Genomic DNA, 26,531 nt, shown 5'->3' with positions numbered 1-26,531 from the left:
GCCCCCGGGAGCCCGTCCCGCGGTGTGGCCGCCCTCGCCCGAGCAGCAGGCCCGCGCGGCCCAGGCCGCCACGCCGACCCAGCCGCCGGTTCCCCCGGCGCCGCTCCGGGGCGAGCCGTCGTTCATCATCTTCAGCAACCCCGCGTCCACGCAGGGCGCGACCCGTCCTCGCGCGCCGGAGCCCGCCTCCGTTCCGGGTGCCTCCAGCGCGCCGGATGCCGCCGTGCCGGAATGGACGCTGCCCCAGGCCCGCTCCGCGCTGCGCGAGTCGACGCGAGACCTGGACCGCCTGCTGGACGTGGCGCTGCGCTTCGGCCGCCGCACGTTCGACTACGTGGCCGCCTTCGCCGTCGTGCGTGGCGCCGCGGGTGGCTGGGACGCGCGCGGTGAGGGCCTGGACGCGAACGCACTCTCCCTGGTCTCCATCCCCCTGGACGCGAGCAGCGTCTTCCGCACCGTCGCCGTCACGCGCGGCAGCTACGCGGGCCCGCTGCCTCCGGACGCGCTCACGCGGCACTACCTGGAGCTCTTCGGACGCCAGGCCCCGCGCACCGTCTTCCTGTACCCGGTGGAGGTGAAGGGCCGCCTCGTGGCCATCCTCTACGGCGACTGCGGCCAGAAGCCGATGAGCCAGCGCCGGCTGAGCGACTACATCCTGTTCTGCCAGGACCTGCCGGCCGCCTTCCAGGAGCTCATCCTCTTCCGCAAGCAGCGCGTGTCCGAGCTGCGCGCGCCGGAAGAGGACATCACCATCGACGTGGACGTGCCCGGCTTCCCGGCCCCGGTCCAGCCCGCTCCCGCGCCCGCCGTGGTCGCGGGGCTCGGGTGGAACCCCGTCTTCGGCCGTGGAGGCGTGGCCAACCTGGGCCGCGCCGCCGCCCTGCCTCCACGCGTGCTGTCGCCGGAAGAGCGCCCGCCCCCGGACTTCACGCCGCTCCTGCGCCGGCTCACCGGCCCGGACGCGTCCCAGCGCTCCAGCGCCATCGCGGAGCTGGCGCGTTCACCTGAAGCCAGCGCCCGGGTGCTCGCGCAGCACTTCCCCGGCCCCACCGCCTGGAGCCGCCTGCCCGTCGTGGAGCTGCCGGAAGCGGACGAGCTGGGCCCCATCCCCGCGGCCCTGTCGCGCCTGGGCCGTCCCGCGGCCCTCGCGCTGGCGCCGCTGTTGGACTCGAACGACGCGGACACGCGCTACCTGGCGCTGCTCACCGCGGGCAACCTGCCCTACGCGGAGCTGGTGGACGGCGTGCTGCGCGGCCTGTTCGACATGGAGCCGGACATCTCCAGCGCCGCGCGAGCCGCCGCCGCCGCGCTCAAGCACCTGCCGCGCCTGGACGCGTCCCTGCGCGACCTGCGCCAGGAGCTGGCCAGCCGGGACGCGCTGCGCCGCTCGCTGGCGGCCCGTGCCCTGGGCACGCTGCACGACCGCGACGCCATCGAGGGCCTCATCAACCTCACCGGCAGCGACGACGCGATGTGCGCGCAGGCCGCCGCGGAGGCCCTGCGCGAAGTCACCCGCGCCACGCTGGGTCTCCAGCCGCGCCAGTGGTCGGCGTGGTGGGCGGAGAACCGCAGCCGCCGCCGCGCGGACTGGCTGGTGGCCGCGCTGCGACACCGTGAGCTGGACGTGCGGCTCGCCGCCATCGAGGAGCTGAGCCGCGCCCTGCACGACACGCTGGGCTACTACGCGGACGCTCCCGACGCGGAGCGCGAGGCCGCGGTGCGGCGCTGGGAGTCCGCGGCGGTCGACCCCGCCAACGCCCGCCGGTTGGGCATGCTCTGAGCCACGGAGGCGCGCGATGACGGGCGCCATGTGGCTCAGTCTGCTGGCGTGCGCGGGGCAGCTCGCGCTCGCCGGCATCGCGCTCGCCCGCGTGGGACGAAGCCCCCTCGCGCTGCCGCTGTCACTGCTGTCCATCGCGCTGTCGACCTGGAACTTCTCCGCCTTCGGGCTGGCGCGTTCAGGGGACACCGGCTGGCGGCTGATGGGCTTCGCCGCGGCGCTGATGACGCTGCCGTGCGCGTTGCACTTCATCCTCGCGTTCGTGGGCCGCCGCCGCCGCTCCGCCCGGGTCCTGTACGGCACCTACGCGGTGATGGGCGCGCTCGCGCTGACGATGATCATCGCCATGGGCGTGCCCGCGCTGCAGGAGCGCATCTACACCTTCCGCTTCGGGCTCGCGGTCGCCTTGGGCGTCATCCCCATCCTCACCACGGGCTTCGTGCTGCTCACGCGCCACCTGCGCCACACGAGCACGGAGAGTTCGCAGGACGAACGGGCGCGAGCGGGCCTGATGCTGCTGGGGCTGACGCTGCTCGTCGCGCTGCTGCTCACGGACCTGGCGGCGGACATGGCCCTGCCCGTGCCGAAGCTGGGCAACGTGGGCACGCTGCTGGGCCTGCCGGTGATGGCCACCGCGTCCTTGCGCTTCCAGCTCTTCGGCAAGGACGCGCGCGCCACGAACGCGGCGATGCACGCGGTCGTGCTCGCGCTGGTGGGCGTGCTCGCATACCTCGTGCTCTTCCGCGCCTTCGCCGCCGAATCCGGAGCGCTGGTCGTGGGCACCACCGCCATCACGTTCTCGCTGCTCGCGGCGGCGCGGCGGGGTGTCACCGCCTTCGTCACCCAGCGCGAGCGCCTGGAGCAACTGGCCACGCTGGGGCGCTTCTCCGCGCAGATGGCGCACGACCTGAAGAACCCCATCGCCGCGCTCAAGGGCGCCGCGCAGTACCTGAAAGAGGAGCACGCGCGCGGCCACTCCTGGGACGCGCACGGTGACTTCCTGGACCTGCTGTTGGAGCAGGTGGAGCGCCTGGACCGAGTGGCGGGCACGTACCAGCGCCTCGCGCGAGTGGAGCCGCTGCGCCGGCCGCTGGACTTGAACCGGCTGGTGGAGGGCGTGCTGTCACTCCAGGCCTTCGCGACGCCAGGAGCAGTGGAACTCAAGAAGGAGCTCGCCCCTGGCCTGCCCGAGTGCGCGGGAGACGAGGACCTGCTCGCCAACGCGCTGGAGAACCTGGTGCGCAACGCCTACGAGGCCATGCCCGAGGGCGGCACCCTCACCGTGCGCACGCTGCGGGACGGCGGCGCGGTGGTGGTGGAGGTGCAGGACACCGGCAGCGGCATGGACGCGCGCACGCGCGAGCGGGCCTTCGACGACTTCTTCACCACCAAGGCGACGGGCAGCGGCCTGGGGCTGGCCTTCGTGCGACGCGTGGCGGAGGCGCACGGCGGCACTGCGTCCCTGACGAGCGGCGAGGGGCATGGCACCATCCTCCGCCTGCGCCTGCCGGCGGCCCCCGTTTCCCAGGCCCCGGCATCCGAGGGAGAAGCCGCGTGAGCGAAGCACTGAAGGGCCACGTCCTGGTGGTCGACGATGATCCCGCGCTGCTCAAGGTGCTGGGCGCGCTGCTCACCCAGGCGGGCCTCACTCCGCATCCGGCATCGAGCGCGAAGGACGCCCTGGCCCTGCTCGCGCGCCGCCCCATCGACGTGGTGCTGAGCGACGTGCGCATGCCGGGCATGAGCGGCATGGAGCTGCTCGCGGAGGTGGGACGCGGCTGGCCGGACGTGCCCGTGCTGCTGATGACCGCGCACGGAACGGTGCCGCTCGCGGTGGAGGCGATGAAGGCGGGCGCGGCGGACTTCGTGCTCAAGCCCTTCGACCGCGAGGAGCTCCTCTTCACGCTGAAGAAGGCCCTGCTCCACGCGAGCCAGGACCCGGAGCCCACGCGCGGCACCGGCAAGGCGCCGGACGGACTGGACAGCCTGCTCATGGGCGCGAGCCGCGCGATGAAGGACGTGAAGGCCCTGCTGGTGAAGGCCGCCCAGGGCACCGCCACGGTGCTGCTCCGAGGCGAGTCCGGCACGGGCAAGGAGCTGGCCGCGCGAGCCCTGCACGAAAACAGTCCCCGGCGCGCGGGCCCGTTCGTGAAGCTGCACTGCGCGGCGCTCCCGGACACGCTATTGGAGAGCGAGCTGTTCGGCTACGAGAAGGGCGCCTTCACCGGCGCGGCGACGCGCAAGCCCGGCCGCGTGGAGCTGGCGCACGGCGGCACGCTGTTCCTCGACGAGATTGGCGACGTGTCCCCCGCAGTGCAGGTGAAGCTCCTGCGCGTACTCCAGGAGCGCGAGTTCGAACGGCTGGGCGGAACGCAGACAGTGAAGGTCGACGTGCGCTTCGTCGCGGCCACGCACCAGTCGCTGGAGGACGGCGTGCGCCGGGGCACCTTCCGCGAAGACCTCTTCTACCGGCTCAACGTGGTGCCCCTCTGGTTGCCCACGCTGCGCGAGCGGCCGGAGGACATCGCGGCCCTCTCCCGCCACTTCCTGGACGTGCACGCCAAGAGCAACGGCCGCCCTCCGTTCACCCTGAGCGAAGACGGCCAGCGGGCGCTCCAGGCCCAGCCGTGGCCCGGCAACGTGCGCCAGTTGCAGAACTTCCTGGAGCGGCTGGTGGTGCTCTCCGACGGGCCCATGCTCACCAGCGAGGACGTGGCGCGCGAGCTCAACCGCCAGCCAGGACTCGCGCCACCGCCCGTCGCCGCGCCGCTGCCTCCGTCGCCGTCCGACTCCGTCACGCTGGAGTCACGTCGCAAGGACGTGGAGAAGGAAGCGCTGGGGGATGCGCTGAAGCGCTCGGGTGACAACCGCACGCTGGCGGCTCGGCTGCTCGGGGTGAGCCGGCGCACGCTCTACAACAAGCTGGAGGAGCACGGCCTGCTGTAGGGGTGCCGGGAGGCCGGCCCGTTGAACCCCGGTTCGTGTTGTCACCGAATGCTTCCGTGTACGGACCTGACTTCCAGGTTTATGCTGCTTCGCGCTCGAACGCCCTGGACGCGGCACCGCAGCGCACCCGAGTCCCCCTCCCGGCCCGCAAGGGCTGGCTGACACGAAGGAGCAACGCCCCATGACCCAGTCCCTCGCCGCCCGCGTGAGCGGTCCCGTCTACACCCCCAACGACGCGGGCTATGCCCCGGAGAGCGCCGGCTTCAACGTCCTCGTCACGCACTCGCCGCAGTACGTGGTGGCGGTGAAGTCCACGAAGGACGTGGCGGAGGCCATCCGCTTCGCCCGGGAGAACCAGCTGCCCGTCTCCGTGCAGGCCACGGGGCACGGCACGTACGCGCCCGTCACCTCTGGCGTGCTCCTCTCCACGAAGGCGCTGAACCACGTGAGCATCGACCCCGCGACGCGCATCGCCACCATTGGCGCGGGCGCGCGCTGGGAGCCGGTCATCGAAGAGGCGGCGAAGCACGGCCTGACGCCCATCGCCGGCTCGTCCACGAACGTGGGCGTGGTGGGCTACCTGCTCGGCGGTGGCCTGGGGCCGCTGGTGCGCAGCCATGGCGTCAGCTCCGACTACGTCGTCGGCTACACGCTCGTCACCAGTGACGGGGAGACGGTGGAGGCGAGCGCGGAGCACCACCCGGACCTGTTCTGGGGCCTGCGCGGCGGCAAGGGCGGCTTCGGCATCGTGACGGAGGTGAAGCTCCAACTGGTGGAGATGCGCTCGCTCTACGCGGGCAGCCTCTTCTTCGCGGAGGAGCACATCGAGGCCGTGCTGCGCGGCTGGGTGAAGTGGACGTCGGAGGCGGACGCGCGCGTGTCCACGAGCATCGCCGTCATGCGCTTCCCGCCGTTCGACTTCATCCCGCCCCCGCTGCAGGGGCGCACGGTGATCAACCTGCGCTTCGCCTTCCCGGGCTCCACGGAAGAGGGCGCGAAGCTGGCGGCGCCCCTGCGCGCGCTGGCGCCCCTCTACATGGACATGCTGGGCGAGCTGCCCGTGACGCAGATCGCGCGCATCCACAATGATCCGGACAAGCCCAGCCCCGTCTGGACCCACGGAATGATGCTGACCCACGTGGACCAGGACCTGGCCACCACGCTGCTGCGCCACGTGGGCGCGGGCGTGCAGACGCCGTACTTCCTGCTGGAGCTGCGGCACCTGGGCGGCGCCTGCCAGAAGGACGTGGCGGGCGGCTCGGCGGTGGGCGGCCGCGGCGGCAACTTCGTCGTCGGCCTGGTGGGCATGCACCCGCCGCTGTTCGAGACAGTGCTGCCCGGCGCCACGGAGGGCCTGCGCGCGGAGCTGAAGCCGTGGCTGTCGCCGGAGATGACCATCAACTTCATGGGCAAGGTCCACTCCGCGGAGCACTTCGACAGCGCCTGGCCGGACGCCATCCGCGCGAAGCTCAAGGAAGTGCGCGGCAAGTACGACCCGCACAAGCTCTTCGCGAAATAGCGCTCAGGGGGCCAGCGTCGCCAGCGCGTCCAGCTCCTCCTGGAACGCGGCGACGAGGGCCCCCGGGTCGGGCACGCGTGACGCATCCGAGGCCACGCCCACGGTCACCTGTCCCGAGTAGCTGAAGAGGCTGACCCCCAGGCCCACGTGGCCGGCCTGGGGGACCCAGAACGTGAGTCCCTTGAGCCGGCTGCCCGCGAGCGACACCGGCTGGCGCGGCCCGGGCACGTTGGTGGCGACGAGCGACGCCTTGGCGCCCATCACGTCCACGACGGCGCGCTCCAGCGCCGCGGGCGTGCGGCCCAGCAACTCCAGCACGCCGGACGTCACCACGGCCTCCGGCGAGCGCTTGAGGTGCTCCATCCGCTTCGCCACTTCGCGCAAGCGGCGGCGCGGCTCCGCCAGGTGGATGGGAAGCCGCAGGAACACCACGCCGAAGCGGTTGCCCAGCTCGCGAGGCACCGGCACATCCATGGGCCGCAGGTTCACCGGCACCAGCGCGTGCACGTCCTCCAGCGGAGCGTCCCGCGTGGCCAGGTAGCGCCGCAGCGCGCCCGTCACCGCCGTGAGCAGCACGTCGTTCACCGTGCCGCCCAGGGTCCGGCCCACGGCCTTCACCCGCTCCAACTCAATGGGCTCCGACCACGCGGCGACCTTCCGGGGGCCCAGCGGTCCGCGCAAGGGAGAGCGTGGATCCGGAGGCAGCACCAGCAGCTTCCCCAATGCCGCCGCGCCCTTCGCGCCTTCGCGAACAAGGTCGCCCGCGAGGATGGGCTCACGCACCATCTCCGCGCCCTTGCGCAGCGCGGAGCGGGCGCCCCGGGCGAAACGCAGCCAGCCAGGAGCGCCTGGCCGCCGCTCCGGTTCGGAAGGCGTGACCGCTTCCTGGCTTTCATCCCAGGTTTCCGGCACGGCGGCTGCGTCCACCGGATCCGTGAGGGACAGCAACACCCGCGCGAGCGCGATGCCATCCGCGATGCAGTGGTGCAGCCGCGCGAGCAGCACATCCCCGCCCGGCGCACCGCGCACCAGGTGGAAGTGCCACAGCGGACGGGAGCGCTCCAGAGGCACACCCAGCCAGTCCCCGACGAGCGCCTCCAGCCCCGCGCGTCCCGCCGACTCCGGCACGCGCAGCGTGGACAGGTGCTCCTCCAGTTCGAAGTCCGGCGCATCCTCCCAGTGCGGCGCGCCCAGCGGCCCGGGCACCACCCGCTGACGGAAGCGCGGATAGCGCTCCACCAGCCGCTCGCGCACCACCGCGCGCAGGCGCTCCAGGTCCACGGCGCCGTCGAACCACAGCACCGCGGTGATCATCATCAGGTTCGCGGGCTCCTCCATCTGGAGCCACGCCGCGTCCATGCTCGCCATCCGCTCGCGGCCTGCCATGGCGTCCTTCTCACCCGTGCACCCCGGTGGGGGCAAGGTCCTCCTCAAGGCTTGGGGTGCGGCTCCGGCGCTTCCTGCTTCTCCCGTTCGAACTGGAACGTCTGCCGGGTGGCGCCCGGCACCGTGAGCACGAGCGAGTCCTTCTCTTCAATGGCGTACGTGAAGTCCCCGCCCTTGAACTTCCCCTTGGACAAGGGCACCACGCGCTCCTTGCCGCACACCGGGCCCACCGCCTGACCGTCCTGCGTGCGCAGCGCCAGGTGCTTCTTGTCCTTCACCTCCAGCCGGCCCCACGCGCGAACATCCAGCGTGCTGCCGCGCCCGAGCGTCGCGTCATCCAGCTTCGTCCGCATCACGAAGCATCCGCTCGGCGTGATCTGCAACGCCCGCGCGTAGTCGGACCGGGGCTGCACGTCGATGCGCTCCTCCTTTCCCTGGTCCGTGTCCGGGATGCTCGCCGCGGACAGCACCCACGTGCCCACCAGCTCCTTGGGGACCGCCGTGCCCTTGGGTGCCTTGTCGCCCTCGCACGGGTTCGCCACCAGCTTCTCCGGGCTCTTGGGCGCGGGCTCGAAGGACTTCTCGCAGGTGAGGCCACACGACTTCGCCGCGCACGCCGTGTCATCCGGCGCGCAGGCCGCCTTGCTGGTGCAGGCCTTCAGCCGCTTGAGCGCGTCCTCGCAGCCCTCGCGCATGCACTTGTCGACGCACTCCGCGTCAATGCACTCCGCGACACAGACCCAGTTGGTGCGGCCACACACGCCCGCCACGGTGCGGGGGGCCTGGGCCGCCGCGGGCAGCGCGGCGGCGGAGACGAGGAGCAGGACGAGGAGTCGGAACGGTCTCATGCGCCATGCAAGCTAGGCAGTGCGCCCACCTCCGGCGACACCCGGAGGCAGGCAGGCTGTCCACCGGGCATCACTCCGGGCTCCGGCACCGCCGTCAGGTGAACTGCCACCGCCAGGTGCGCGGGTCGGACGGATTGGGCAACTCCAGCTCGAAGTCCAGCGTGTCGTAGCGGTTGAACTCGCGAGGCTCCACGCGCAGGAGCGTCATCGCCGTGGTGTTGCGCTCGCGCATGGGCGACACGTCGAAGGCCAGCTCCGCGTCGAAGGCGACCTTGTAGAAGAGGCAGAAGCCGTCCACCCGCCCGTCCTCCTCCACCGGCCGCTGGATGCGCACGCGCGAGGGCAGCCCCTCCGCGCGCATCGTCTCCAGGTCGAACCCGAACGCGGGCTCCGGCTCGCACAGCAGGTGGTCCACCTCGTACGAGCGCACCAGCCGCGTGAAGTACGACGGGCTCATCGCCTCGCGCAGCGACTGGAGGCAGCGGAAGTCCACGTGGGGCAGGTGCTGCGTCCAGATGAACGGGACGCACGCCTCCTCGCGCAACTGCACGGGCTCCACGTAGACCTCGAAGCGGTTGGGGAGGATGCGGCCGCCGGGCTTGAGCAGGCGCGAGCGCAAGTCCAGCATCCGGGGCACGAGCCCCGCATCGAGCAGCGCATCTCCCAGCAGCTCATGCAGCAGCACGTCCGCCTTCTCCTGCGGCTGGAAGTGCCAGGTGGGCTCGCGCACGAAGGCGATGCGGTCCAGGCCGTTGCGGCGGGCCACCCATTGCGTGGTGTCCAACAGACGCGAGTCATCCACCGCGTACAGCTTGCGCGGGTTCTGGTGCGCGGCGAGGAAGGTGCGCAGGCCGGTGCCGGCCTTCACGTCCACCACCACCTGGTTGGGGCGCACGTAGCGCTCCACCGCGCGGCGCCACATCTCCACGCGTTGTGGATCCGCCAGCACCGAGTCCTGCGGCGCCGGACTGGACAGGGACAGGCTGTTGGGCGCGTGCCGTCTGTGCAAGTGGGACACGAGCGGCAGATGGCTGAGGCGCGAGCGCAGGTCCATCAATGCCTGACGCGGCAGGTCGAGCAGGTTCGACATGGTGGCTTCCCCCCGGAAGGCCGTGACGGTCCCGACAAAGACGCGGTCGACCACCCCGTCCCCCGGAACCGGACTGCGAACGATGCGTGAGAGACGGGCTCCGACCCAATACGTCCCGAGGGCCGCTCACTGTCCCCACGTGAACATCCCGCCTCGCACCGGGGTCCGAGAATCCACTCGCGCCGCTTCGCGACAATCCCTCAAAGCAGGAAGGCACCGGTCGCCCCGGTGACCTCTCGCCGGCGGGTTGGAGACGGCGCCGGCGAGAGGCTTTCCCACCTGCACGGGAGCGTCCGCGAATGACAGTCCACGCATCCCTCCGGGCGGGCAAGAAAACAGGTGGAGTGCGTCTTTTCCGGAAAGCCGCTCATTCGCGAGCCCTGCTCGTGGACGGGAGGAAGGCTGCCGGTCACGCCCGTGGATGGACCCAGGTCTTGATGGAAGAGGGGGCACGGATGATGCGAGCGATGGAATCGCGGACGCAGGGCGGGCGGGAGCTGGTGGAGAACGTCGAGGGCGCGGCGCACTGGGAGGCGCAGCCGTGGCGTCTTCAGCTCCAGGACACGCGGGCGCGCGAGCACCGGGTGGCGCGGTCCGTGTGGGTGGCGGCGCTGCTGGCGGAGGGCTGCGCGGCGGAGGCGGAGGTGGCGGGGTTCGCGGGGGCGCTGGAGGACCGGGCGTCGCTGAGCATCGGGCAGGTGCTGCGCTTCGTGGACGGCGTGCGGGTGCGCATGGCGCTGGCGTGCACGGACGACGAGGTGTTGCAGCTGGCCTACCTGCGCCGCAGCGCGGAGGAGCTGGCGGAGCGGATGATTGACTGGGCCAACACGGGGCGGCTGCCGGCGTAGGGCCAGCGGGGCGCCGCGCGGACGTTGGTGATGGGCGTCCCGGGTGGGAGTGCCTTGACAGGGGCCGTGGGTCGCTTTCAGGTGGGGGCATGCTCGCCCTCGCACTTGCCGCCACGCTGGCGGCCGCACCCGCGCCTCGCGTCGCCGCCTCCACGGTCACGGTCCTCCACGCCCCGCAGCTGGATCAGCTCCAGGGGTTGAACGCGTTCCTGACGCGGGCCGGGGCGTACTCGCAGCTGCTGAACCCGGAGGCCTGGCGCGGAGAGCTGCACCCCATCCTGCAGCTCGACCTCGGGAAGCCGGAGGTGATGGAGGCGCAGGGCATCGACGTGACGGGGCCGCTGACGGTGTCCATGCGGCAGGACGGCCGCATCGCGTGCACGCGGGTGAAGGACGTGAAGGTGTTCCAGGAAGCAACGGCGAACGTGCTCGCGCGCAACGGCGACGTGAAGGCGGGCACGGTGAAGGGCGTGACGACGCTCCGCGCGCCGAGCGCCTCGGGTGGCTTCGGCGGCTACGTCATCAAGGGCCAGGAGGCCTGCGCCTTCCTGAGCACGGATTCGGACGACGCGCTCCGCAAGGAGGCCGCGAAGCTGGTGGCGCTCAAGGCGGCGGCCGCGGACGCGCGCATGGCCACGGTGCCGGGCGTGCTGTACCTGTCCACGAAGGACGGCGTGTTGGCGTTGGACGGCACGGCGACGGGGCTGAAGGTGGAGGGCACGACGACGAAGCTGCCGCTGCCGCCCTTCCAGGCCAAGGGCACGAGTCCCTACGGCGCCATGTCCCCCACGGGCCTGCTCTTCGCCAGGGCGCAGGTGGCGCCGACGGGCGTGGCGCAGGCGGTGGAGTCCGTGGCGAGCGCGGTGCGGACAGTGTGTCCCGCGTGCCCGGCGGAGGACGTGAAGGCGGTGACGGACGCGCTGGCGAAGCAGCTGACGGGGCAGGTGTTGTTCGGCGTGGACTCGGTGGCGGTGCGTGGTTCGCTGCGCAAGCCAGAGGTGCGCTTCTTCGCGGCGAAGCAGGCGCTGGCGGCGGAGGTGACGGACGCGGCGGCGGTGAAGGCGGCGCTGGCCCCGCTGGCGAAGTTCCCAGGCGCCAAGACGCTGGAGGATGGCTACGCGATGGAGGCCAAGGGCGGCAGCGTCTACGTGCGGCTCAAGGGCAAGCAACTGGTGTTCGGCAACGACTCCACGGTGACGCAGACGATGCTCGCGTCACTGCCGGAGAAGGGCGGGCCGCTGAAGCGCGCGGTGGAGTTCACGTTGGATCCGAAGAAGGTGGCGCGAGGCTTGTCCCAGGTGTCGCTGATGGACGTGATGGGCGACGAGCGCCTTGCCGCGTTCTTCGGCGCGAGCACGGAGCTGGGCCCCCTGCTCGCGAAGAGCGACAGCATCACCGGCTGGCTGGACAGTGGCCCCAACGGCGCGCACCGCTTCCAGATGAACTGGTCGCTGCCGGAGAAGAACTGAACGCGGCTACTTGCGCACCAGCTCCACCTGCATGCCCAACAGCTTGCGGCCCTCGCCGGTGGTGCCGCACATCGCGCCGTCCGTGAGCGGGCCCATGGGACGCTCCAGTCCCTCCACCTTGCACCAGTAGCGCACGGTGTACAGGTGCGCCCCCTCGCCGCGCAGCCGGATGCCGAAGGCCTCCAGCCGCCGTGACTCGCCCTGTGTTCCGCAGGGCGTGCCCTCGGGCAGCCACCCCGAATCACCGGTGTCCTGGAGGTGGCACTGGTACTCCAGCTGCACGGCCTTCATGGGGCGCTTCAGGTGGAACTCGAACTGCTCGATGCGCTTGGGCTGCGTGGGCAGCCACGTGGCCCGGCGGGAGCTCTGGTTGCCGATGTCCTCGCTGTGCACCGTGCCCACCAGCTCCACCGTCTTCGAGGGACCGGCACCCAGCGTCGACGCCAACATCATTCCAACCAGCAGGCTCTTCATGGGGCTTCCTTGTGGGAGACACCCACCCAGACGTGCCGGGGACGGACGGATTCACCCGGAGCCCTCCTTCCCACAGCGCTGACGCATTCTGTCATTCCCGGCAAACTGTAAAATACTTCTGACACTGCACTCGAAGTGTTACACGACTGCCCTCCCCGTCCGCCCTCACCGGGCGGCGGGTTACGAGGGGGAAGTCATGTCGTTGAAGCAGGTGTGGGTCGTGTCCTGCCTGGCCATGGGTCTGGGGTGTGGCGGAGCGGCGGACGAAGTTTCCGGAGAAGTGGAAGCGGTGGCGCCCCAACTGGGCACGAGCAAGGCAGAGCTGTACCTGGCCTCGTCGACCATCTGGCCCAAGCGGACCTTCTCCGTCTGCTGGGAGAACCCCACGTATGGCGATCCGACCGACGACATGGGCCGGTACTGGACCCGGCAGGCCGTGGAAGGCCAGTGGGCGCGCGTGGCCAATCTGGCCTTCACCGGCTGGGGCGCATGCACGAGCGCGTATAGCGACGTGCGGATCCGCATCGCGGACGCCAATCCCATCACCAACTGGCTCGGCAAGGGATTGGGGGGCGTCTACAACGGGATGACCCTGAACCTTACGTACGACGTGTGGGCCAACACCGTCTGCGGCCTGAAGAACTCGAGCGGCTACTACGTGAACCGCGAGACGTGCACCAAGGCCCACGCGGTTCACGAGTTCGGCCACATGCTGGGCTTCGCCCACGAGCAGGACCGCTCCGAGAGGAGCACCGTGGAGCCCACCTGCACCGAGTCGTCGCCGTGGTTCACCCCCACGGGAGATTCGAAGGTCACCGCCTACGACACGCTGTCCATCATGAACTACTGCTACGGCGACCACTGGAAGCACTTCGGTGAGCTGTCCGTGCTGGACGTCGAAGGCGTGCGTCAGGTGTATGGTGGCAGGCCCGGCACCCTCGTGGGCGGCGCCGGCAACTGCCTGGACACCGAGTACGGCAGCACCGCCGACTGGACCCTGACGAAGCTGAACCGGTGCGACCCCAGCCAGCCCACCCAGGCCTGGACGCGGCAGAGCAACAACAGCATCAAGCTCAACGCGGCGAACCGCTGCCTCGACGTGCGCAACGGCTCCACCACCAGCGGCTCGCAGATTCAAATCTACACGTGCAGCAGCGGGGCGGGCGGCCAGACCTGGATCTTCGACAAGGCCGTCATCTCCGGCAACAACGGCAAGTGCCTGGGCACGGTCAGCAACGCCACCACCTCCGGCACGACCGTGGTGATGGCGGACTGCAATCCCAGCGCGGTGGGCCAGCAGTGGACGCTGACCACCAACGGGGAGATCAAGAACGTCAACGGCCTGTGCCTGGACGTGCGCAGCGGCAACACGGCGGACAACACCGCCCTTCAGCTCTGGGGCTGCAACAGCAGCGCGTCACAGCTGTGGTCGCTGCAGACGGGTGGCGCCATCCGCGGCCTCGCCAGCAAGTGCATCGACGTCTATGGGGCGGGAACGACCGCGGGCTCGTCCGCGGTGCTCTACACGTGCTCGGGCACCACCAGCCAGCGGTGGCATCTGCGGGGCGCGCTGAAGAACCCCGTCTCCGGCCTCTGCCTGGACTCCATCGGCGGCGCGTCCGCGCCGGGGACCAATCAGCAGCTCTACGCCTGCAACGGCACCGCCGCGCAGACCTGGAGCTACTTCTTCTAGAACGTTCCGGCTGAAGGCTCGCGTCCCATCCCGGACGCGAGCCCTACGCCGTCCGCTCGCGCGGCCACCCCGTCCGAGACCGGTTGCGCTCCGCCTCCTCTGCCCGCGCCAGCCCCCGCTGGATGTCATTCCAGTCCAACGTCCCCGCGAGCAGCCCGTCCTCATCCACCACCGCTGCCATGGGCACGCGCGCCTCCGCCATCCTGCGCAGCGCCGTCCACCCGTCCTCGCGCAGGTCCGCCACCACCCCGTCCTCCATCGCGTCGCGCACCACGTAGCTTCCGCGCTGCGCCTCCGGCACCGCCTGCACCGCCGCCCACGTCACCCGCCCCACCGGCCGCCCCGCGCTCGTCACCGGCAACATGCTCACGTGCTCGTGCCGCAGCGCCCAGTGCGCGTCCTGCATCGACAGGTCCAGGTCCACGCCCACCATCCGCGGCGTCATCAGCGCCTCCACATTCACGCGCTCCAGCAGCGCCTTCATCCGCACCTGCCGCGACTCCCCCTCCGCTCCCATCAGCACGAAGAACGCCACCACCAGCGTGAACGGGTTCAGCGTCACCAGCCCCCACACGCCGAACAGCACCGCGAACACCCGCCCCAGCCCCGCGGCCACCTTCGTCGCCCGCACCATTCCCAGCCGGGGCGTCAGCGCCGCGCGCACGATGCGGCCTCCGTCCATGGGGAACGCCGGCAACAGGTTGAAGCCTCCCAGCACCGCGTTGAGCATCGCCAGCGTGAAGAGCGCGAACTGCACCTGGAACATCCCCAGGCCATGCACCAACCACGTCAGCACGCCCAGGAACGCCGCCAGCCCCAGGCTCGTCAGCGGGCCCACCAGCGCCATCAACGCCTCGTCCCGGGGACGCTTGGGCACCTCCGCCAGCTCTGACACGCCGCCGACAATCATCAGCGTGATGCCGCGCACCTCGCCGCCATGCCGCAGCGCATAGAAGGTGTGCGCCATCTCGTGCAGCAGCACCGACACGAACAGCCCCACCGCCACCGCCAGCCCCCACGCCCACGGGTGCCCGCCCAGCGCGCCCGGGGGTACGTCCGCTGTCTCCGCCGCCCGCTGGAGCGCCCCGCCGAACGACAGCGCCAGGAGCGGCAACGCCACCAACAGGGAGACATGGACCCGGATGGGGACGCCCCGGAATGAGCCCACCTGCAGTGCTCCCGGCCTCGCACGCATCGCCAGCCTCCCTGTGCCCGCCTCCCCACTGGAAGACGCCGTGTCGGAAATCCTGAACTTCCGTCCCGTCCCCGTCCCATGCACACCGGGCCCGGCCGTTCGCCCACCCCTCCAGGAGCAAGGGAAGCGCTGCCAGCGACTTTCAATCGTGTTAGAGCGGCCTCCCATGGCCACGACCCCCGAGAACGATCCCTTGCGCGCACGGCTCCAGCAGATGGAGCAGCAGGCCGAGCAGGGCGGCGGCGCCGACCGCATCGCCAAGCAGCACGAGGCCGGCAAGCTCACGGCCCGCGAGCGCATCGACCTGCTGCTCGACCCCGGCTCCTTCAGCGAGCTGGACAAGTTCGTCACCCACCGCAGCAACGACTTCGGCATGGGCGACAAGAAGATCCTCGGCGACGGCGTCGTCACCGGCTACGGCACCGTGGAAGGCCGCCAGGTGTTCGTCTTCGCCCAGGACTTCACCGTCTTCGGCGGCTCGCTGTCCGGCGCCTACGCCCAGAAGATCTGCAAGATCATGGACCTGGCCACCCGCGTGGGCGCGCCCGTCATCGGCCTCAACGACTCCGGCGGCGCGCGCATCCAGGAAGGCGTGGAGAGCCTGGCCGGCTACGCGGACATCTTCCTGCGCAACACGCTGGCGTCCGGCGTCGTCCCCCAGATTTCGCTCATCCTGGGGCCGTGCGCGGGCGGCGCGGTGTACTCGCCCGCCATCACGGACTTCATCATGATGGTGAAGGACACGTCGTACATGTTCATCACCGGCCCGGACGTCATCAAGACGGTGACGCACGAAGAGGTCTCCAAGGAGTCCCTGGGCGGCGCGCTCACGCACAACCAGAAGTCCGGCGTGGCCCACTTCGCCGCGGAGAACGAGCAGGCCGCCATCGCCATGACGCGCGAGCTGCTCTCGTTCCTGCCCTCCAACAACCAGGAGGACCCGCCCTCGCAGCCGTGTGAGGACGATCCGTTCCGCGCCGAGGAGTCGCTCAAGGCCATTGTCCCGGCGAACCCGAACAAGCCCTACGACATCAAGGAGATCATCCGCGCCATCGTCGACTCGAAGCACTTCTTCGAGGTGCAGGAGCACTTCGCGAAGAACATCGTCGTCGGCTTCGCGCGCATGAACGGCAAGAGCGTGGGCATCGTCGCCAACCAGCCCGCGGTGCTCGCCGGCTGCCTGGACATCGACGCCAGCGTGAAGGCCGCGCGCTTCGTGCGCTTCTGCGACTGCTTCAACATCCCCCTGCTCACCCTGGTGGACGTGCCCGGCTTCCTCCCCGGCACCGACCAGGAGTGGGGCGGCATCATCACCCACGGCGCCAAGCTGCTCTACGCGTACGCGGAAGCCACCGTCCCCAAAATCACGCTCATCACCCGCAAGGCCTATGGCGGCGCGTACGACGTCATGGCGTCCAAGCACATCCGCGCGGACATCAACTACGCCTACCCCACCGCCGAGATCGCCGTGATGGGCCCCGAAGGCGCGGTGAACATCATCTTCCGCAACGAGCTGATCAAGGCCCAGGACGCCAACGCCGAGCGCAAGAAGCTCACGGACGACTACCGCGAGAAGTTCGCCAATCCGTTCAAGGCGGCGGAGCTGGGCTACATCGACGAGGTCATCCGTCCGGAGGAGACCCGCGCCAAGGTCATCCGCGCGCTGGAGATGCTCAAGGACAAGCGGCAGGAGAACCCGCCGCGCAAGCACGGCAACATCCCGCTGTAGCAGTAGTCCCGGAGCCCGCCCGCAGGCCTCCCGTCGCCTGGGGGGCAGGCGGGCGTCGTCACTTCCGGAAATTCTCAGCTAACGCCGGGGCTTTCACGGGGCCACTCAAGGAGCCCCCCACGTGTCCCAGCAGCGCCGACTCGTTCTCTTCCTCTCCGACGTCGAAGGAAACCTCACCGCTCTGCGTCAGACGCTCAAGGGCGTGTGCGAGGGGCTGGACCTCCCCTGTCCCGAAGTGAAGTGGGTGGAGCCCCGTCCGGAGCCGATGGCCGACACCGGCTGGCACGTGGCGGAGATCCCCCTCGTCTCCGGCAAGATGTCCGGCAAGGTGTCCTCCCCCGAGGAGCACCTGGACGCGATGACGCAGGCGCTCTCCAAGGACTTCCGCGACCGCTCCATGGGCATGTACGTGGACCGGGAGCACAGCTACGCACGCGTCTGCATGGCCGCCCCCAGCCGCCCGCCCCGCGCCATGGAGGGTGAGTATCTGGACGTCCTGCGCCAGGCCGCGCGCTGGCTGGACGTGGAGACGACGGCGCTGGCGCGCCTCTTCAGCGGGAATGCCGCGCGCAACCTGCTGGCGGCGGCGGTGGACTTCGGGCCGGATGGCAAGGCCGTGGAGGCCCCCGCGCACCCCGCTCCGCCCTCGGAGCCGGACGAGGACGACCGCTACGTGGAGGCGAAGCTCGCCCAGGCGAAGCAGCTGATGGATGAGTACCTGAACCTGCGCAAGTAGGAACGGGCAATCCCGGGCGCCCCATGCTAGACGGGCGCCCATGCCCAAGATCCGCAAAGTGCTCGTCGCCAACTGCGGCGAGATCGCCATCCGGGTGATGCGCACCTGCAAGGACCTCGGCATCGCCACGGTGGCGGTGTACTCCGAAGCAGACCGCTCCGCGCTGCATGTGCGCACCGCGGACCAGGCATACTTCGTCGGGCCCCCGCCCTCGCGCGAGAGCTACCTCGTGCAGGAGCGCATCCTGGAGGTCGCGAAGGAGTCCGGCGCGGACGCCATCCACCCCGGCTACGGCTTCCTCTCCGAGAACGCGTCCTTCGTGCGCGCCTGCGAGAAGGCCGGCATCATCTTCATCGGCCCGCCGGCCGCCGCCATGGACGCCATGGGCGAGAAGACCCGCGCCCGCGCCAACATGATCAAGGCGGGCGTGCCCGTCGTCCCCGGCACCACCGAGCCCATCGCCACCATCGAGGAAGCGCGCGAGTACGCGCAGCGGATTGGCTTCCCCATCATGCTCAAGGCCGCCGGCGGCGGCGGTGGCAAGGGCATGCGCCGCGTGGAGGGCATGGCCGACTTCGACTCCGCGTGGCGCTCCGCCAAGAGCGAGGCGCTCAACGCCTTCGGCAACGACGCGGTCTACATCGAGAAGTACCTGGAGAAGCCTCACCACGTGGAGATCCAGGTCTTCGCCGACCAGTACGGCAACACCATCCACCTGAACGAGCGCGAGTGCTCCGCGCAGCGCCGTCACCAGAAGGTGGTGGAGGAGACGCCCAGCCCCATCCTCACGCCGGAGATGCGCGCGAAGATGGGCGAGGTCGCGGTGAAGGCGGCCAAGGCCGTCAACTACGTGGGCGCAGGGACGGTGGAGTTCCTGGTGGACGTGCACCGCAACTTCTACTTCCTGGAGATGAACACCCGCCTCCAGGTGGAGCACCCGGTCACGGAGTGGGTCACCGGCCTGGACCTGGTGGCCATGCAGATCAAGGCCGCCGAGGGTGAGAAGCTCCCCCTCTTCGAGGCCCCCACGCCGCGCGGTCACGCGATTGAAGTGCGCGTGTACGCGGAAGACCCAGCGCGCAACTTCATGCCCAGCCCCGGCAAGATCCACGCGCTGCGCGTGCCGAGCGGCCCGAACGTGCGCGACGACTCGGGCGTGTTCGCGGGCTTCACGGTGCCCAACTACTACGACCCCATGATCTCCAAGCTGTCCGTGTGGGGCGCCACGCGCGAGGAGGCCATCGCGCGGGCGAAGCGTGCGCTGTCCGAGTACGTGGTGAAGGGCATCACCACCAACATCCGCTACCTGCACGGCATCCTGTCCCACCCGGAGTTCGTGGGCGGCGACTACGACACCAGCTTCCTCACCCGCCATCACACGGCGCTGCTGGGCGAGGAGGACACCAAGCTCAGCGAGGTGGCGCTGCTCGCGAGCACGCTGCACGCGTTCCAGCGCGACCAGAAGCGCGCGAAGACGCTGCCGTCGCGCGCCGGTGGCGGTGACGCCCCTGGCCGCATCAGCCCGTGGCGTCTGGCGCTGAAGAGCCGCCGCCGCTGACCTTCTTCCTCCCGCAAGCCTTTCGGAAGGGACCTTTCCTCATGCGTTACTTCACGAAGCAGCAGGGCCAGAAGGAAGCGGTGCCGGTGGACCTGGAGTCACTGGGCCAGGACCGCTACCGGCTCACGGTGAACGGCAAGACGTTCCAGGTGGACGCGCTGTCCGTGGACCAGGGCACGCTGTCGCTCCTGGTGGACGGCCAGTCGTACAACGTCGAGTTCGAGGAGAACGGCGACGAGATTGGAACGTTGGTGCGCGGACAGGTGAACCGCACCGACGTCGCGGATGAGCGCAAGCTGCGCATGCGCGCGGCCGCGGGCAGCTTCTCCGTGGAGGGCCGTCAGGTCATCCTCGCGCCCATGCCCGGCAAGGTGGTGAAGGTGCTGGTCGCGGTCGGGGAGGAAGTGAAGGAGGGCCAGGGGCTCGTGGTCGTGGAGGCCATGAAGATGGAGAACGAGCTCAAGAGCCCGAAGGCCGGCAAGGTCACGGAGGTGTTCGCCAAGGAAGGCACCGCCGTGGAGAACAACGCCAAGCTCGTCGTCGTGGAGTAGCCGCCCCATGGAGATGCTCTGCACGCTGCGCAGCACCACCGAGTCGCAGCGCCAGTCCCTGCACCAGGCGCCCGAAGCGCTGGAGCCCTTCCTGGAGGACGAGGAGGACTTCGGCGACGCGAAGGGCGTGGCGTTCCTGGAGCTGGACATCGGCGAGGCGTGGCACGGCCTCCAGTACCTGCTCACCGGCACGGCCTGGGAGGGCACGCCGCCCCTGGACTTCCTGGTCCGCGGCGGCGAGGACGTGGGCGACATCCCGTCGGATGAAGGCACCGCGCGCGTGTTCGACGTGGCCGCCGTGAAGGCGCTGGCGGAGGCGCTGAAGAAGGCCTCCGTGGAGGACCTGCGCAAGCGCTTCGACCCCGCGACGCTCCAGGCGGAGGACATCTACCCCGGCACCTGGGACGAGGAGGAGCCGGCGGAGGACGTGGATCCGCTGGAGGAGCTGCTCTCCTACTTCGTGGAGCTCCAGAAGTTCACCGCCGCCGTGGCGAAGCGCGGCCTGTGCCTGCTCGTGCACATCGGCTGAAAGCCGGGCCTGAGCGCGCCTCTCAGGCCGCCCAGCCCTGCCACACGTCGTACCCCAGCTTCAGCACCAGCGCGGCCACCACGCCGAGCACCACGACGCGCACCACCCGGTCGCCGCCCTTCACCGCCACGTGCGCGCCCAGCCACGCGCCGGTGAACTGCGCGGCGGCCATGGGCAGCGCCACCTTCCACAGCACCACGCCCCGGAGCGTGAAGAGCGCCACCGACGCCAGGTTGGAGGCGAAGTTCACCACCTTCGCGTCCGCGGACGCGCGCGCCAGGCCGTGGCCCAGCAGTGACGAGAACGCCACGATGAGGAAGGTGCCCGTGCCCGGACCGAAGAAGCCGTCATAGGTGCCCAGGCAGAGCGCGATGAGCGCGCCGATGGCCTGCGCGCGCGGCGGGGGCGAGGGCTCCACGCCGTCACGCTTCGGCGGCGTACGGCGGAAGGCGAGGAACACCGCCACCGCGATGAGCAGCACCAGCACCAGCGGCTTGAGCACCTCCGGCTTGAGCAGCAGCACCAGCGCCGCGCCGCCGAACGCGCCCATCAGGCCGAAGGGGAACGTCGCTCGGGCCAGCTTCCAATCCACCAGCCCCGCACGCGCGAAGCGCACCATCGCCGCGCCCGAGCCGAACACGGACTGCCCCTTGTTGGTGCCCAGCGCCACGTGCGCGGGCAGGCCCGCCGCCAGGAGCGCGGGCAGGCTGATGAGCCCGCCGCCCCCCGCGATGGCGTCCACGAAGCCCGCGCTCAGCGCGGCGACACACAACAGCACCAGCTGCACTGCGCTGACGTCCATGTCCACGATGGCGCCCCGCTTATCACCCTTACTTGCGCGGGGTCGAAGCTTGGGGGTCAATGGGGTCCATGCTCGCGACCCTGATGACCGTGCTGGCGCTGACGCTCGCCGCGCCGCCCTCGACGCCTGACGCGACCACCGCCACGTGCCGCTCCATCGACGGGCACGTGTCCTGTGGCTATGCGTGCAAGTCGGATGGACAGCGCGTGCGGTGCGCCCAGACGCTCCAGGGCCGCTGTACCGTCATCGACGGACAGGCCACCTGCTTCGACCCGCCGGCGTACGTGGTGAAGGCGTACGGCGCCGCGCTGCCGGACTCGGAGTGCAAGACCATCGACGGGGTGGTGGGCTGCGGGTACGGGTGCGCCACGGACTTCGGCAAGGTGCAGTGCGCGAAGACGCCCGCGGGCGCGTGCCGCAGCCAGGGTGGCAACGTGATGTGCTTCGACCCGCCCGCCGCGGTGTTCGCGGTGTTCGGCCGGCAGGTGCCGCGCGCGCAGTGCGTCAGCAACGGTGTGACGATGGCGTGCGGCTACAACTGCGTGAACGCCTCCGAAGGGGTGCGCTGCGCGAAGACGCCCCTGGGCGTGTGCAAGGCGCAGAACGGCCACCTCACCTGCTTCGACCCGTCGCCCGCGGCGCTCTGCGCGTGGGGCAAGGGCCTGCCGGCGCCCCAGTGCAAGCTGAGCGAGGTGGGCCCGGTGTGCGGCTTCAACTGCACCACGGCGTACGGCAAGGTGGCCTGCGCGGGGACCCCGGCGGGCATCTGCAAGGTCTTCGACAGCGAGGTGTACTGCTTCGACCCGCCCGCCGAGCAGCAGGCGGACGCGGCGTGTCTGGCCAGCGTGGGGCTGGCGGCGATGGAGGGCGCCACGCCCTGAAACGCCCGCCCGGCCGCTCGTGTAACGTCGTCTGCTTGGACGCGGGCACGGGCGGCGATAAAATTCCATCTTCCCGGCGGTCCAGGGAGCGGGAGCAGGACGGCACATGGCGGAGGGCGAGGTCCGGCAGTACTGGGTGCGGAACGATCGGGGCACCACCTGGGGGCCCCTGACGGGCGCGACCATCGAGCTGCTCATCGACAGCGGCTCCATCCAGGGCAAGATCCAGGTCTCCAGCGATGGCCTGCAGTTCGCCTTCCCGTGGCGCTTCCCGGAGGTGCGGGACGCGTTCCCCCGGGAGCTGTGGGGCGACGGCGCGCCCGCGTCGCTGCTGCAATCCACGCCCGCGGCCATCGCTCCGCCCCCACCCGGCCCTGCCGCGCCCGTCGCGGGTCCGGCCACCGTGCCCATGGCGGGCCCTGGAATCGCCCCCGTCGCGGGTCCTGGCACCCGGCCGCCCATGGCGGGCCCTGGCGCGATGCGGCCCGGGCCTGGAGCCGTGCGTCCGCCCGTCGACGCGGCGGGACGTCCTGTCGCGGCCGCGCGGCCTCCGGGTCCTCCGGTCGCGGCGGCCCGTCCGGCGGGAGCACCTGGCGCGGGAGCGGCTCCGGCGGCGGCTCCGCAGCCGCCGCAGTCTCCGGCGGATGACGGGACCAACACGGTGCCGCCGCAGGGGCAGCTCCAGCAGTGCTCGCCCCTGCAGCTGTATGGGCGCATCGCCGCGGGCGAGCAGACGGGCCTGCTGACGCTGGGGCTTTCGGACCGCACGCTGTCGGTCCACTTCCGCAAGGGCAGCCCGGAGTACGTGGACTCGTCGCACGCGGAGGACGCGCTGGGCGTGTCGCTGATGGGCGCGAGGCTCCTGACGGCGGAGCAGCTCCAGCAGGCGGAGGGTTCCAAGGAGCGCTTCGGAGGCGACCTGCTCGCGGCGCTGTTCGGGTTGGGGCTGCTCCAGCCGGCGACGGCGTTCACGCAGCTGTCGCAGCGGGCGCTGGGCATCCTGGGCAAGGCGCTGCGTGCGGAGTCCGGCACGTTCACCTTCGAGGCGCGGGACCTGCCCGCGCAGAAGGCGATGCCGCTGGGCAACCGCTGGGCGCTGATCAGCGACCAGGTGCGGCGCATGCCGACTGCGGACCTCAAGCGGCGGCTGGCCTTCGTGCTGCCCATGCCCATCATGAAGTCCGGGGGCCGGGTGGCCTCCAGCGAGCTGCGCCTGACGCCGCACGAGGTCCGCGCGCTCTCCTTCATCGACGGGGTGCGCTCGCTGGGGCAGTTGCTCCAGGACGTGCCGCAGGACACGGATCACCTGCTGCGCGTGGCGTTCCTGCTGAAGGAGCTGAACGGCGTCTCCTTCGCGGCGGCCTCGCGCGCGCAGACGGCGGCCTCCGGCCCCACGGCGGGCCCGGGCAACCCGACCCGTCCGTCCGGCACCGTGCCCACCGTGGGTGCGGGGAATCCGACCCGTCCATCCGGCACCGTGCCCACCGTGGGTGCGGGGAATCCGACCCGTCCGTCCGGCACCGTGCCCACCGTAGGGCCCGGTGCCCCCGGCCCGGGTGCCGTGCCCGGTGCGCCTGCCGCCGCGAACGCCGGAGCCAGACCCGGTGCGCCCGTCGCGGGCCCTGGAGTCGCCGGAGCCGGTCCGCCCGTCGCGAGCCCGGGTGCCGCGCCCGGAGCACCTGCCGCCGCGAACACCGGAGCCAGACCCGGTGCGCCCGTCGCCGGTCCGGGTGCCACGCCAGTCGCGGGCCCAGGTGCGCCCGTGGCGGGTCCAGGTGCCGCGCCCCGCCCCGCTGGTGCCGCCCCCGTGGCGGGTCCCGGTGCCGCGCGTCCGGCCGCCGCGCCCACGGCGGGCCCTGGTGCGGCGCCCCGTCCTCCTCCGGGTGCCCCAGCCGGAGCCGCTCCCGCCGCGGGCCCGGGTGCTCGTCCCCCGGGTGCCCCTGCTGGAGCCGCTCCCATGGCGGGTCCCGGTGCCGCCCGGCCCGCTCCGCCCGTCGTCGCCGCTCCGGCGGCCCCGGCCGCTTCGGGTCCCGCCGCCGGTTCGGACGAACTGCCCGCGCTGCGCCAGCTCGCCGCGACCCTGAAGGGCCAGAACCACTTCCAGCGGCTGGGCCTCACCGAGCAGACCGAAGGCAGCGCGGTGAAGATCGCCTACTTCCGCCTGGCCAAGCTCTACCACCCGGACACCCTGCCCCAGGGCGCCCCGCAGGAGCTGGAGAAGCTCAAGGCGGAGGTGTTCGCGTACATCGGGGACGCCTACCGCGCCCTCTCCGACGACAAGAGCCGCGCGGCCTACATCGAGGAGCTCAAGAGCGGCGGCGGCGACGGCGTGGACATCCAGGCCATCCTCCAGGCGGAAGAGCTCTTCCAGAAGGCCTGCATCCTGGTGAAGGCGCGCAAGTACCCGGAAGCCGTGAAGATGCTCAACGAGGCCATCTCCCTCAACGCCGACGAGCCCGAGTTCTTCGCCTGGCGGGGCTATGCGCGCTTCCTCGTCGCCCCGGACAAGAAGGCCGCCCAGCCGGAGGCCTTCCGCGAAATCCAGGCCGCCATCAAGCGCAACGAGCGGTGCGCCCCCGCCCACTACTTCCTGGGCGTCATCGCCAAGCTGTGCGGCGACGCGGCCAGCGCCCTCAAGCACTTCAAGCGGACGGTCGAGCTGCAACCGGACCACATTGATGCGATGCGAGAGGTCCGCATGGCGTCGCAAAAGAAGTAGGGTGCGCGCCTTTTCAAGGAGACACCCCCCATGCCCCTCACCGGGAAAGAACGCCGCCACCTGCGGGCCCTCGGCCACCACCTGGAGCCGGTGGTCATCGTCGGCTCGTCCGGCGTCACCGAGGGCGTCATCGCCGCCATCGAGCAGGCGCTGAACGACCACGAGCTCATCAAGGTGAAGATCAACGAAGGCCCGGAAGGCCGCCACGAAGGCGCCGACAGCATCGCCGAGGCCACCGGCTCGGAGCTCGCGCAGCTCCTGGGCCGCACCGCCCTCTTCTTCAAGCGCCGCAAGCAGAAGTCCCACTTCGAGGACATCCTCAAGGGCCCGCATGAGCCCCGTCCGGCCCCCAAGGCGGACGAAGAGAAGAAGCCGCGCCGCCGTTAGTCGCACCGTTTTCCAGAGGTCGCGGGGAATCCAGACTCATCCCCGCACTTTCTGCGGGTTCGAGGGCAGTCGAACCCTCGTACCGGGTTCGAAATGTCCCTACGCTGGGGGTCTTCCCCCCGCGGAGGTGACGTGCAGACTTCCTCGTCCTCCCCGTCAGCCTCCCCCGGCTGGCACGACGTGCTGATGCATCACCTGGAGCCACTCCTGGGTGATTTCACCGCGAAGATGGCCATCCACACCGCCGCGTTGCGGGCCCTCAAGCGTCCACCGGAACAGGTGGGCGTTCAGGACGTGCCGCAGGTGCTGGAGGGCCTCAAGCCCATGCTCAACGTCTTCATCGGCGCGGTGCGCACGACGAACACCCTCACGGAGATTTCGAAGGCCATGGAGAAGCTGCGATGAACGCCCCCCGGTCCTCCTCGGGTCGCGCCTTCAAGCGGATGGCGCCGTGGCTGGGCGCCGTCGTGGTGCTCCAGCTGGTGCACCTGGCCGCGGTGGCCACGTCGTTCCAGGACGCGCCCCGGCTGGCGCTCGTGGGTGACGTGGCGGGCTGGACGGTGGGCCTGCTCGCGGTGGCGGGCACGGCGGCGGCGGCGCTGTCGTTCGGCGCGGGGGACTACCTGCGCCGCGTGTGGGGCCTGCTGACGGCGGGCGCGGTGCTGTCGCTCGTGAGCACGGCCCTGCGCAGCTACTGGATGCACGCGGTGCCGGACGTGCCCTTCACGGAGTCACCGCTGCTGCCCGTGCGCATGGGCGTGGTGGTGCTGGCGAACGTGTGCACGACGTTCGCGCTGGTGCTGCTGTCTCGGACCTACAAGCAGTCCGGTCTGCAGCCTCCGCCCAGCTCCCGCGCGTCGCTGCTGTGGGCGGTGGCGGCGGTGGCGGCGCTGGCGGTGGGTGGGCCGGCGCTCGTCGCGGCGGTGGGCCACCTGGGCCAGGGCTTCGCGGCCACGTGCACGGCGGTCATCGCGCTGGCGTCCACGCTGGCGGACATGACGACCATCCTGCTCGTCGCGCCCATCCTCCGCGTCGCGTACATGCTGCGCGGTGGGCGGCTCGCGTGGGTGTGGTGGGCCATGGGCGTGTCCGGCGCGGTGTGGCTCTTCTACGACGCGCGCGAGTGGCTGGCGCCGCTGTTGCCCGGCAATCCCGCGGAGGCGGTGGAGCTGTTGCGCACGCTGCGCACCTCGGGGCTCGCGATGCTGGGGCTCGCAGGGTGGTTGCAGCGCTCGGCGCTCATGGCGGCCCAGCGCCAGTCGAGCCCGGGCGTCGTCGTCCCCACCGCCTGACAGGCCCCATCGCGTCGAGCTGACGCACGAGGCCACCACCGGCCCGCTCCGTCTTCCGGGGCGGGCCGTCGTGTTTCCATGGGCACGGGGCTGGAGGAG

At 71.0% G+C, this 26,531-nt stretch carries 23 protein-coding genes; 17 read left to right on the top strand and 6 right to left on the bottom strand.

What is annotated here, in order from left to right; genetic code table 11:
- The 4 genes from D7X99_RS24175 to D7X99_RS24160 all read left to right on the top strand — a co-directional run.
- A partial coding sequence (locus D7X99_RS24175; RefSeq protein WP_368667786.1) for a HEAT repeat domain-containing protein occupies nt 1–1,780 on the top strand: 1,780 nt, incomplete at its 5' end.
- Between the two features lie 16 nt (nt 1,781–1,796).
- A complete protein-coding gene (locus tag D7X99_RS24170; protein WP_121779838.1) occupies nt 1,797–3,338 on the top strand; it encodes an ATP-binding protein in 1,542 nt (513 codons plus the stop codon).
- Nucleotides 3,335–4,726: a sigma-54 dependent transcriptional regulator gene (locus D7X99_RS24165; RefSeq protein WP_121779837.1), complete on the top strand. Its 1,392-nt coding sequence runs from the start codon at nt 3,335–3,337 to the stop codon at nt 4,724–4,726. The genes D7X99_RS24170 and D7X99_RS24165 overlap by 4 nt, the downstream gene beginning before the upstream one ends.
- Before the next feature lie 181 nt (nt 4,727–4,907).
- Nucleotides 4,908–6,245, top strand: coding sequence for an FAD-binding oxidoreductase (locus D7X99_RS24160; protein ID WP_121779836.1), 1,338 nt, complete (start codon nt 4,908–4,910; stop codon nt 6,243–6,245).
- Between the two features lie 3 nt (nt 6,246–6,248).
- Here the strand turns inward: D7X99_RS24160 and D7X99_RS24155 are convergent, their stop codons facing one another.
- The 3 genes from D7X99_RS24155 to D7X99_RS24145 form a co-directional block, all read right to left on the bottom strand.
- Nucleotides 6,249–7,631: a wax ester/triacylglycerol synthase family O-acyltransferase gene (locus tag D7X99_RS24155; protein WP_121779835.1), complete on the bottom strand. Its 1,383-nt coding sequence runs from the start codon at nt 7,629–7,631 to the stop codon at nt 6,249–6,251.
- Nucleotides 7,632–7,675: 44 nt separating this feature from the next.
- A complete protein-coding gene (locus D7X99_RS24150) occupies nt 7,676–8,479 on the bottom strand; it encodes a hypothetical protein (RefSeq protein ID WP_121779834.1) in 804 nt (267 codons plus the stop codon).
- A gap of 94 nt (nt 8,480–8,573) precedes the next feature.
- On the bottom strand, nt 8,574–9,569 hold the full coding sequence (locus D7X99_RS24145) for a class I SAM-dependent methyltransferase (protein WP_121779833.1): 996 nt from the start codon (nt 9,567–9,569) through the stop codon (nt 8,574–8,576).
- Nucleotides 9,570–10,024: 455 nt separating this feature from the next.
- On the opposite strand from D7X99_RS24145, the gene D7X99_RS24140 reads away from it, so the two are divergent.
- A complete protein-coding gene (locus D7X99_RS24140) occupies nt 10,025–10,417 on the top strand; it encodes a hypothetical protein (protein ID WP_121779832.1) in 393 nt (130 codons plus the stop codon).
- A gap of 89 nt (nt 10,418–10,506) precedes the next feature.
- A complete protein-coding gene (locus D7X99_RS24135; protein WP_121779831.1) occupies nt 10,507–11,886 on the top strand; it encodes a hypothetical protein in 1,380 nt (459 codons plus the stop codon).
- A 6-nt stretch (nt 11,887–11,892) separates the two neighbouring features.
- Here D7X99_RS24135 and D7X99_RS24130 read toward each other — a convergent pair whose 3' ends face one another.
- Nucleotides 11,893–12,360, bottom strand: coding sequence for a hypothetical protein (locus D7X99_RS24130; protein WP_121779830.1), 468 nt, complete (start codon nt 12,358–12,360; stop codon nt 11,893–11,895).
- A 196-nt stretch (nt 12,361–12,556) separates the two neighbouring features.
- On the opposite strand from D7X99_RS24130, the gene D7X99_RS24125 reads away from it, so the two are divergent.
- Entirely contained in the window at nt 12,557–14,053 is a 1,497-nt protein-coding gene (locus tag D7X99_RS24125) for a ricin-type beta-trefoil lectin domain protein (RefSeq protein WP_121779829.1), read from the top strand.
- Nucleotides 14,054–14,096: 43 nt separating this feature from the next.
- Here the strand turns inward: D7X99_RS24125 and D7X99_RS44525 are convergent, their stop codons facing one another.
- Nucleotides 14,097–15,248, bottom strand: coding sequence for a site-2 protease family protein (locus tag D7X99_RS44525; protein WP_121779828.1), 1,152 nt, complete (start codon nt 15,246–15,248; stop codon nt 14,097–14,099).
- A 166-nt stretch (nt 15,249–15,414) separates the two neighbouring features.
- On the opposite strand from D7X99_RS44525, the gene D7X99_RS24115 reads away from it, so the two are divergent.
- The 5 genes from D7X99_RS24115 (at nt 15,415) to D7X99_RS24095 (ending at nt 20,351) form a co-directional block, all read left to right on the top strand.
- On the top strand, nt 15,415–16,977 hold the full coding sequence (locus D7X99_RS24115) for an acyl-CoA carboxylase subunit beta (RefSeq protein ID WP_121779827.1): 1,563 nt from the start codon (nt 15,415–15,417) through the stop codon (nt 16,975–16,977).
- Between the two features lie 121 nt (nt 16,978–17,098).
- Complete coding sequence (locus D7X99_RS24110) at nt 17,099–17,713, top strand: hypothetical protein (protein ID WP_121779826.1); 615 nt, start codon at nt 17,099–17,101, stop codon at nt 17,711–17,713.
- Between the two features lie 40 nt (nt 17,714–17,753).
- Complete coding sequence (locus D7X99_RS24105) at nt 17,754–19,271, top strand: acetyl/propionyl/methylcrotonyl-CoA carboxylase subunit alpha (RefSeq protein WP_121779825.1); 1,518 nt, start codon at nt 17,754–17,756, stop codon at nt 19,269–19,271.
- Nucleotides 19,272–19,312: 41 nt separating this feature from the next.
- Nucleotides 19,313–19,822, top strand: coding sequence for a biotin/lipoyl-containing protein (locus D7X99_RS24100; protein ID WP_121779844.1), 510 nt, complete (start codon nt 19,313–19,315; stop codon nt 19,820–19,822).
- 7 nt (nt 19,823–19,829) lie between these two features.
- A complete protein-coding gene (locus D7X99_RS24095) occupies nt 19,830–20,351 on the top strand; it encodes a YfbM family protein (protein WP_120599640.1) in 522 nt (173 codons plus the stop codon).
- A 22-nt stretch (nt 20,352–20,373) separates the two neighbouring features.
- Here D7X99_RS24095 and D7X99_RS24090 read toward each other — a convergent pair whose 3' ends face one another.
- Complete coding sequence (locus tag D7X99_RS24090; protein ID WP_171805361.1) at nt 20,374–21,153, bottom strand: TSUP family transporter; 780 nt, start codon at nt 21,151–21,153, stop codon at nt 20,374–20,376.
- A gap of 68 nt (nt 21,154–21,221) precedes the next feature.
- On the opposite strand from D7X99_RS24090, the gene D7X99_RS24085 reads away from it, so the two are divergent.
- The 5 genes from D7X99_RS24085 to D7X99_RS24065 all read left to right on the top strand — a co-directional run bounded on the left by D7X99_RS24085 (nt 21,222) and on the right by D7X99_RS24065 (nt 26,432).
- On the top strand, nt 21,222–22,034 hold the full coding sequence (locus D7X99_RS24085) for a hypothetical protein (protein ID WP_121779843.1): 813 nt from the start codon (nt 21,222–21,224) through the stop codon (nt 22,032–22,034).
- A gap of 106 nt (nt 22,035–22,140) precedes the next feature.
- Nucleotides 22,141–24,753 (top strand): DnaJ domain-containing protein, encoded by a 2,613-nt coding sequence (locus D7X99_RS24080; protein WP_121779823.1) that lies wholly within the window; start codon nt 22,141–22,143, stop codon nt 24,751–24,753.
- Nucleotides 24,754–24,783: 30 nt separating this feature from the next.
- Nucleotides 24,784–25,140 (top strand): ribosome assembly RNA-binding protein YhbY, encoded by a 357-nt coding sequence (gene yhbY / locus D7X99_RS24075; protein WP_120580376.1) that lies wholly within the window; start codon nt 24,784–24,786, stop codon nt 25,138–25,140.
- A 132-nt stretch (nt 25,141–25,272) separates the two neighbouring features.
- The gene (locus D7X99_RS24070; protein ID WP_233597397.1) at nt 25,273–25,545 is read left to right on the top strand and encodes a hypothetical protein; all 273 of its coding nucleotides are present in this window, start codon (nt 25,273–25,275) and stop codon (nt 25,543–25,545) included.
- Nucleotides 25,542–26,432: a hypothetical protein gene (locus D7X99_RS24065; RefSeq protein WP_121779822.1), complete on the top strand. Its 891-nt coding sequence runs from the start codon at nt 25,542–25,544 to the stop codon at nt 26,430–26,432. Before D7X99_RS24070 ends, D7X99_RS24065 begins: the two co-directional genes overlap by 4 nt.
- The last annotated feature ends 99 nt before the right edge of the window (nt 26,433–26,531 follow it).

Source organism: Corallococcus sp. AB032C (genome assembly GCF_003668935.1).
GTDB classification, from domain to species: domain Bacteria; phylum Myxococcota; class Myxococcia; order Myxococcales; family Myxococcaceae; genus Corallococcus; species Corallococcus exiguus.
The sequence above is the reverse complement of the archived record's forward strand: the minus strand, read 5'-3'. Positions and strand labels throughout refer to the sequence as shown.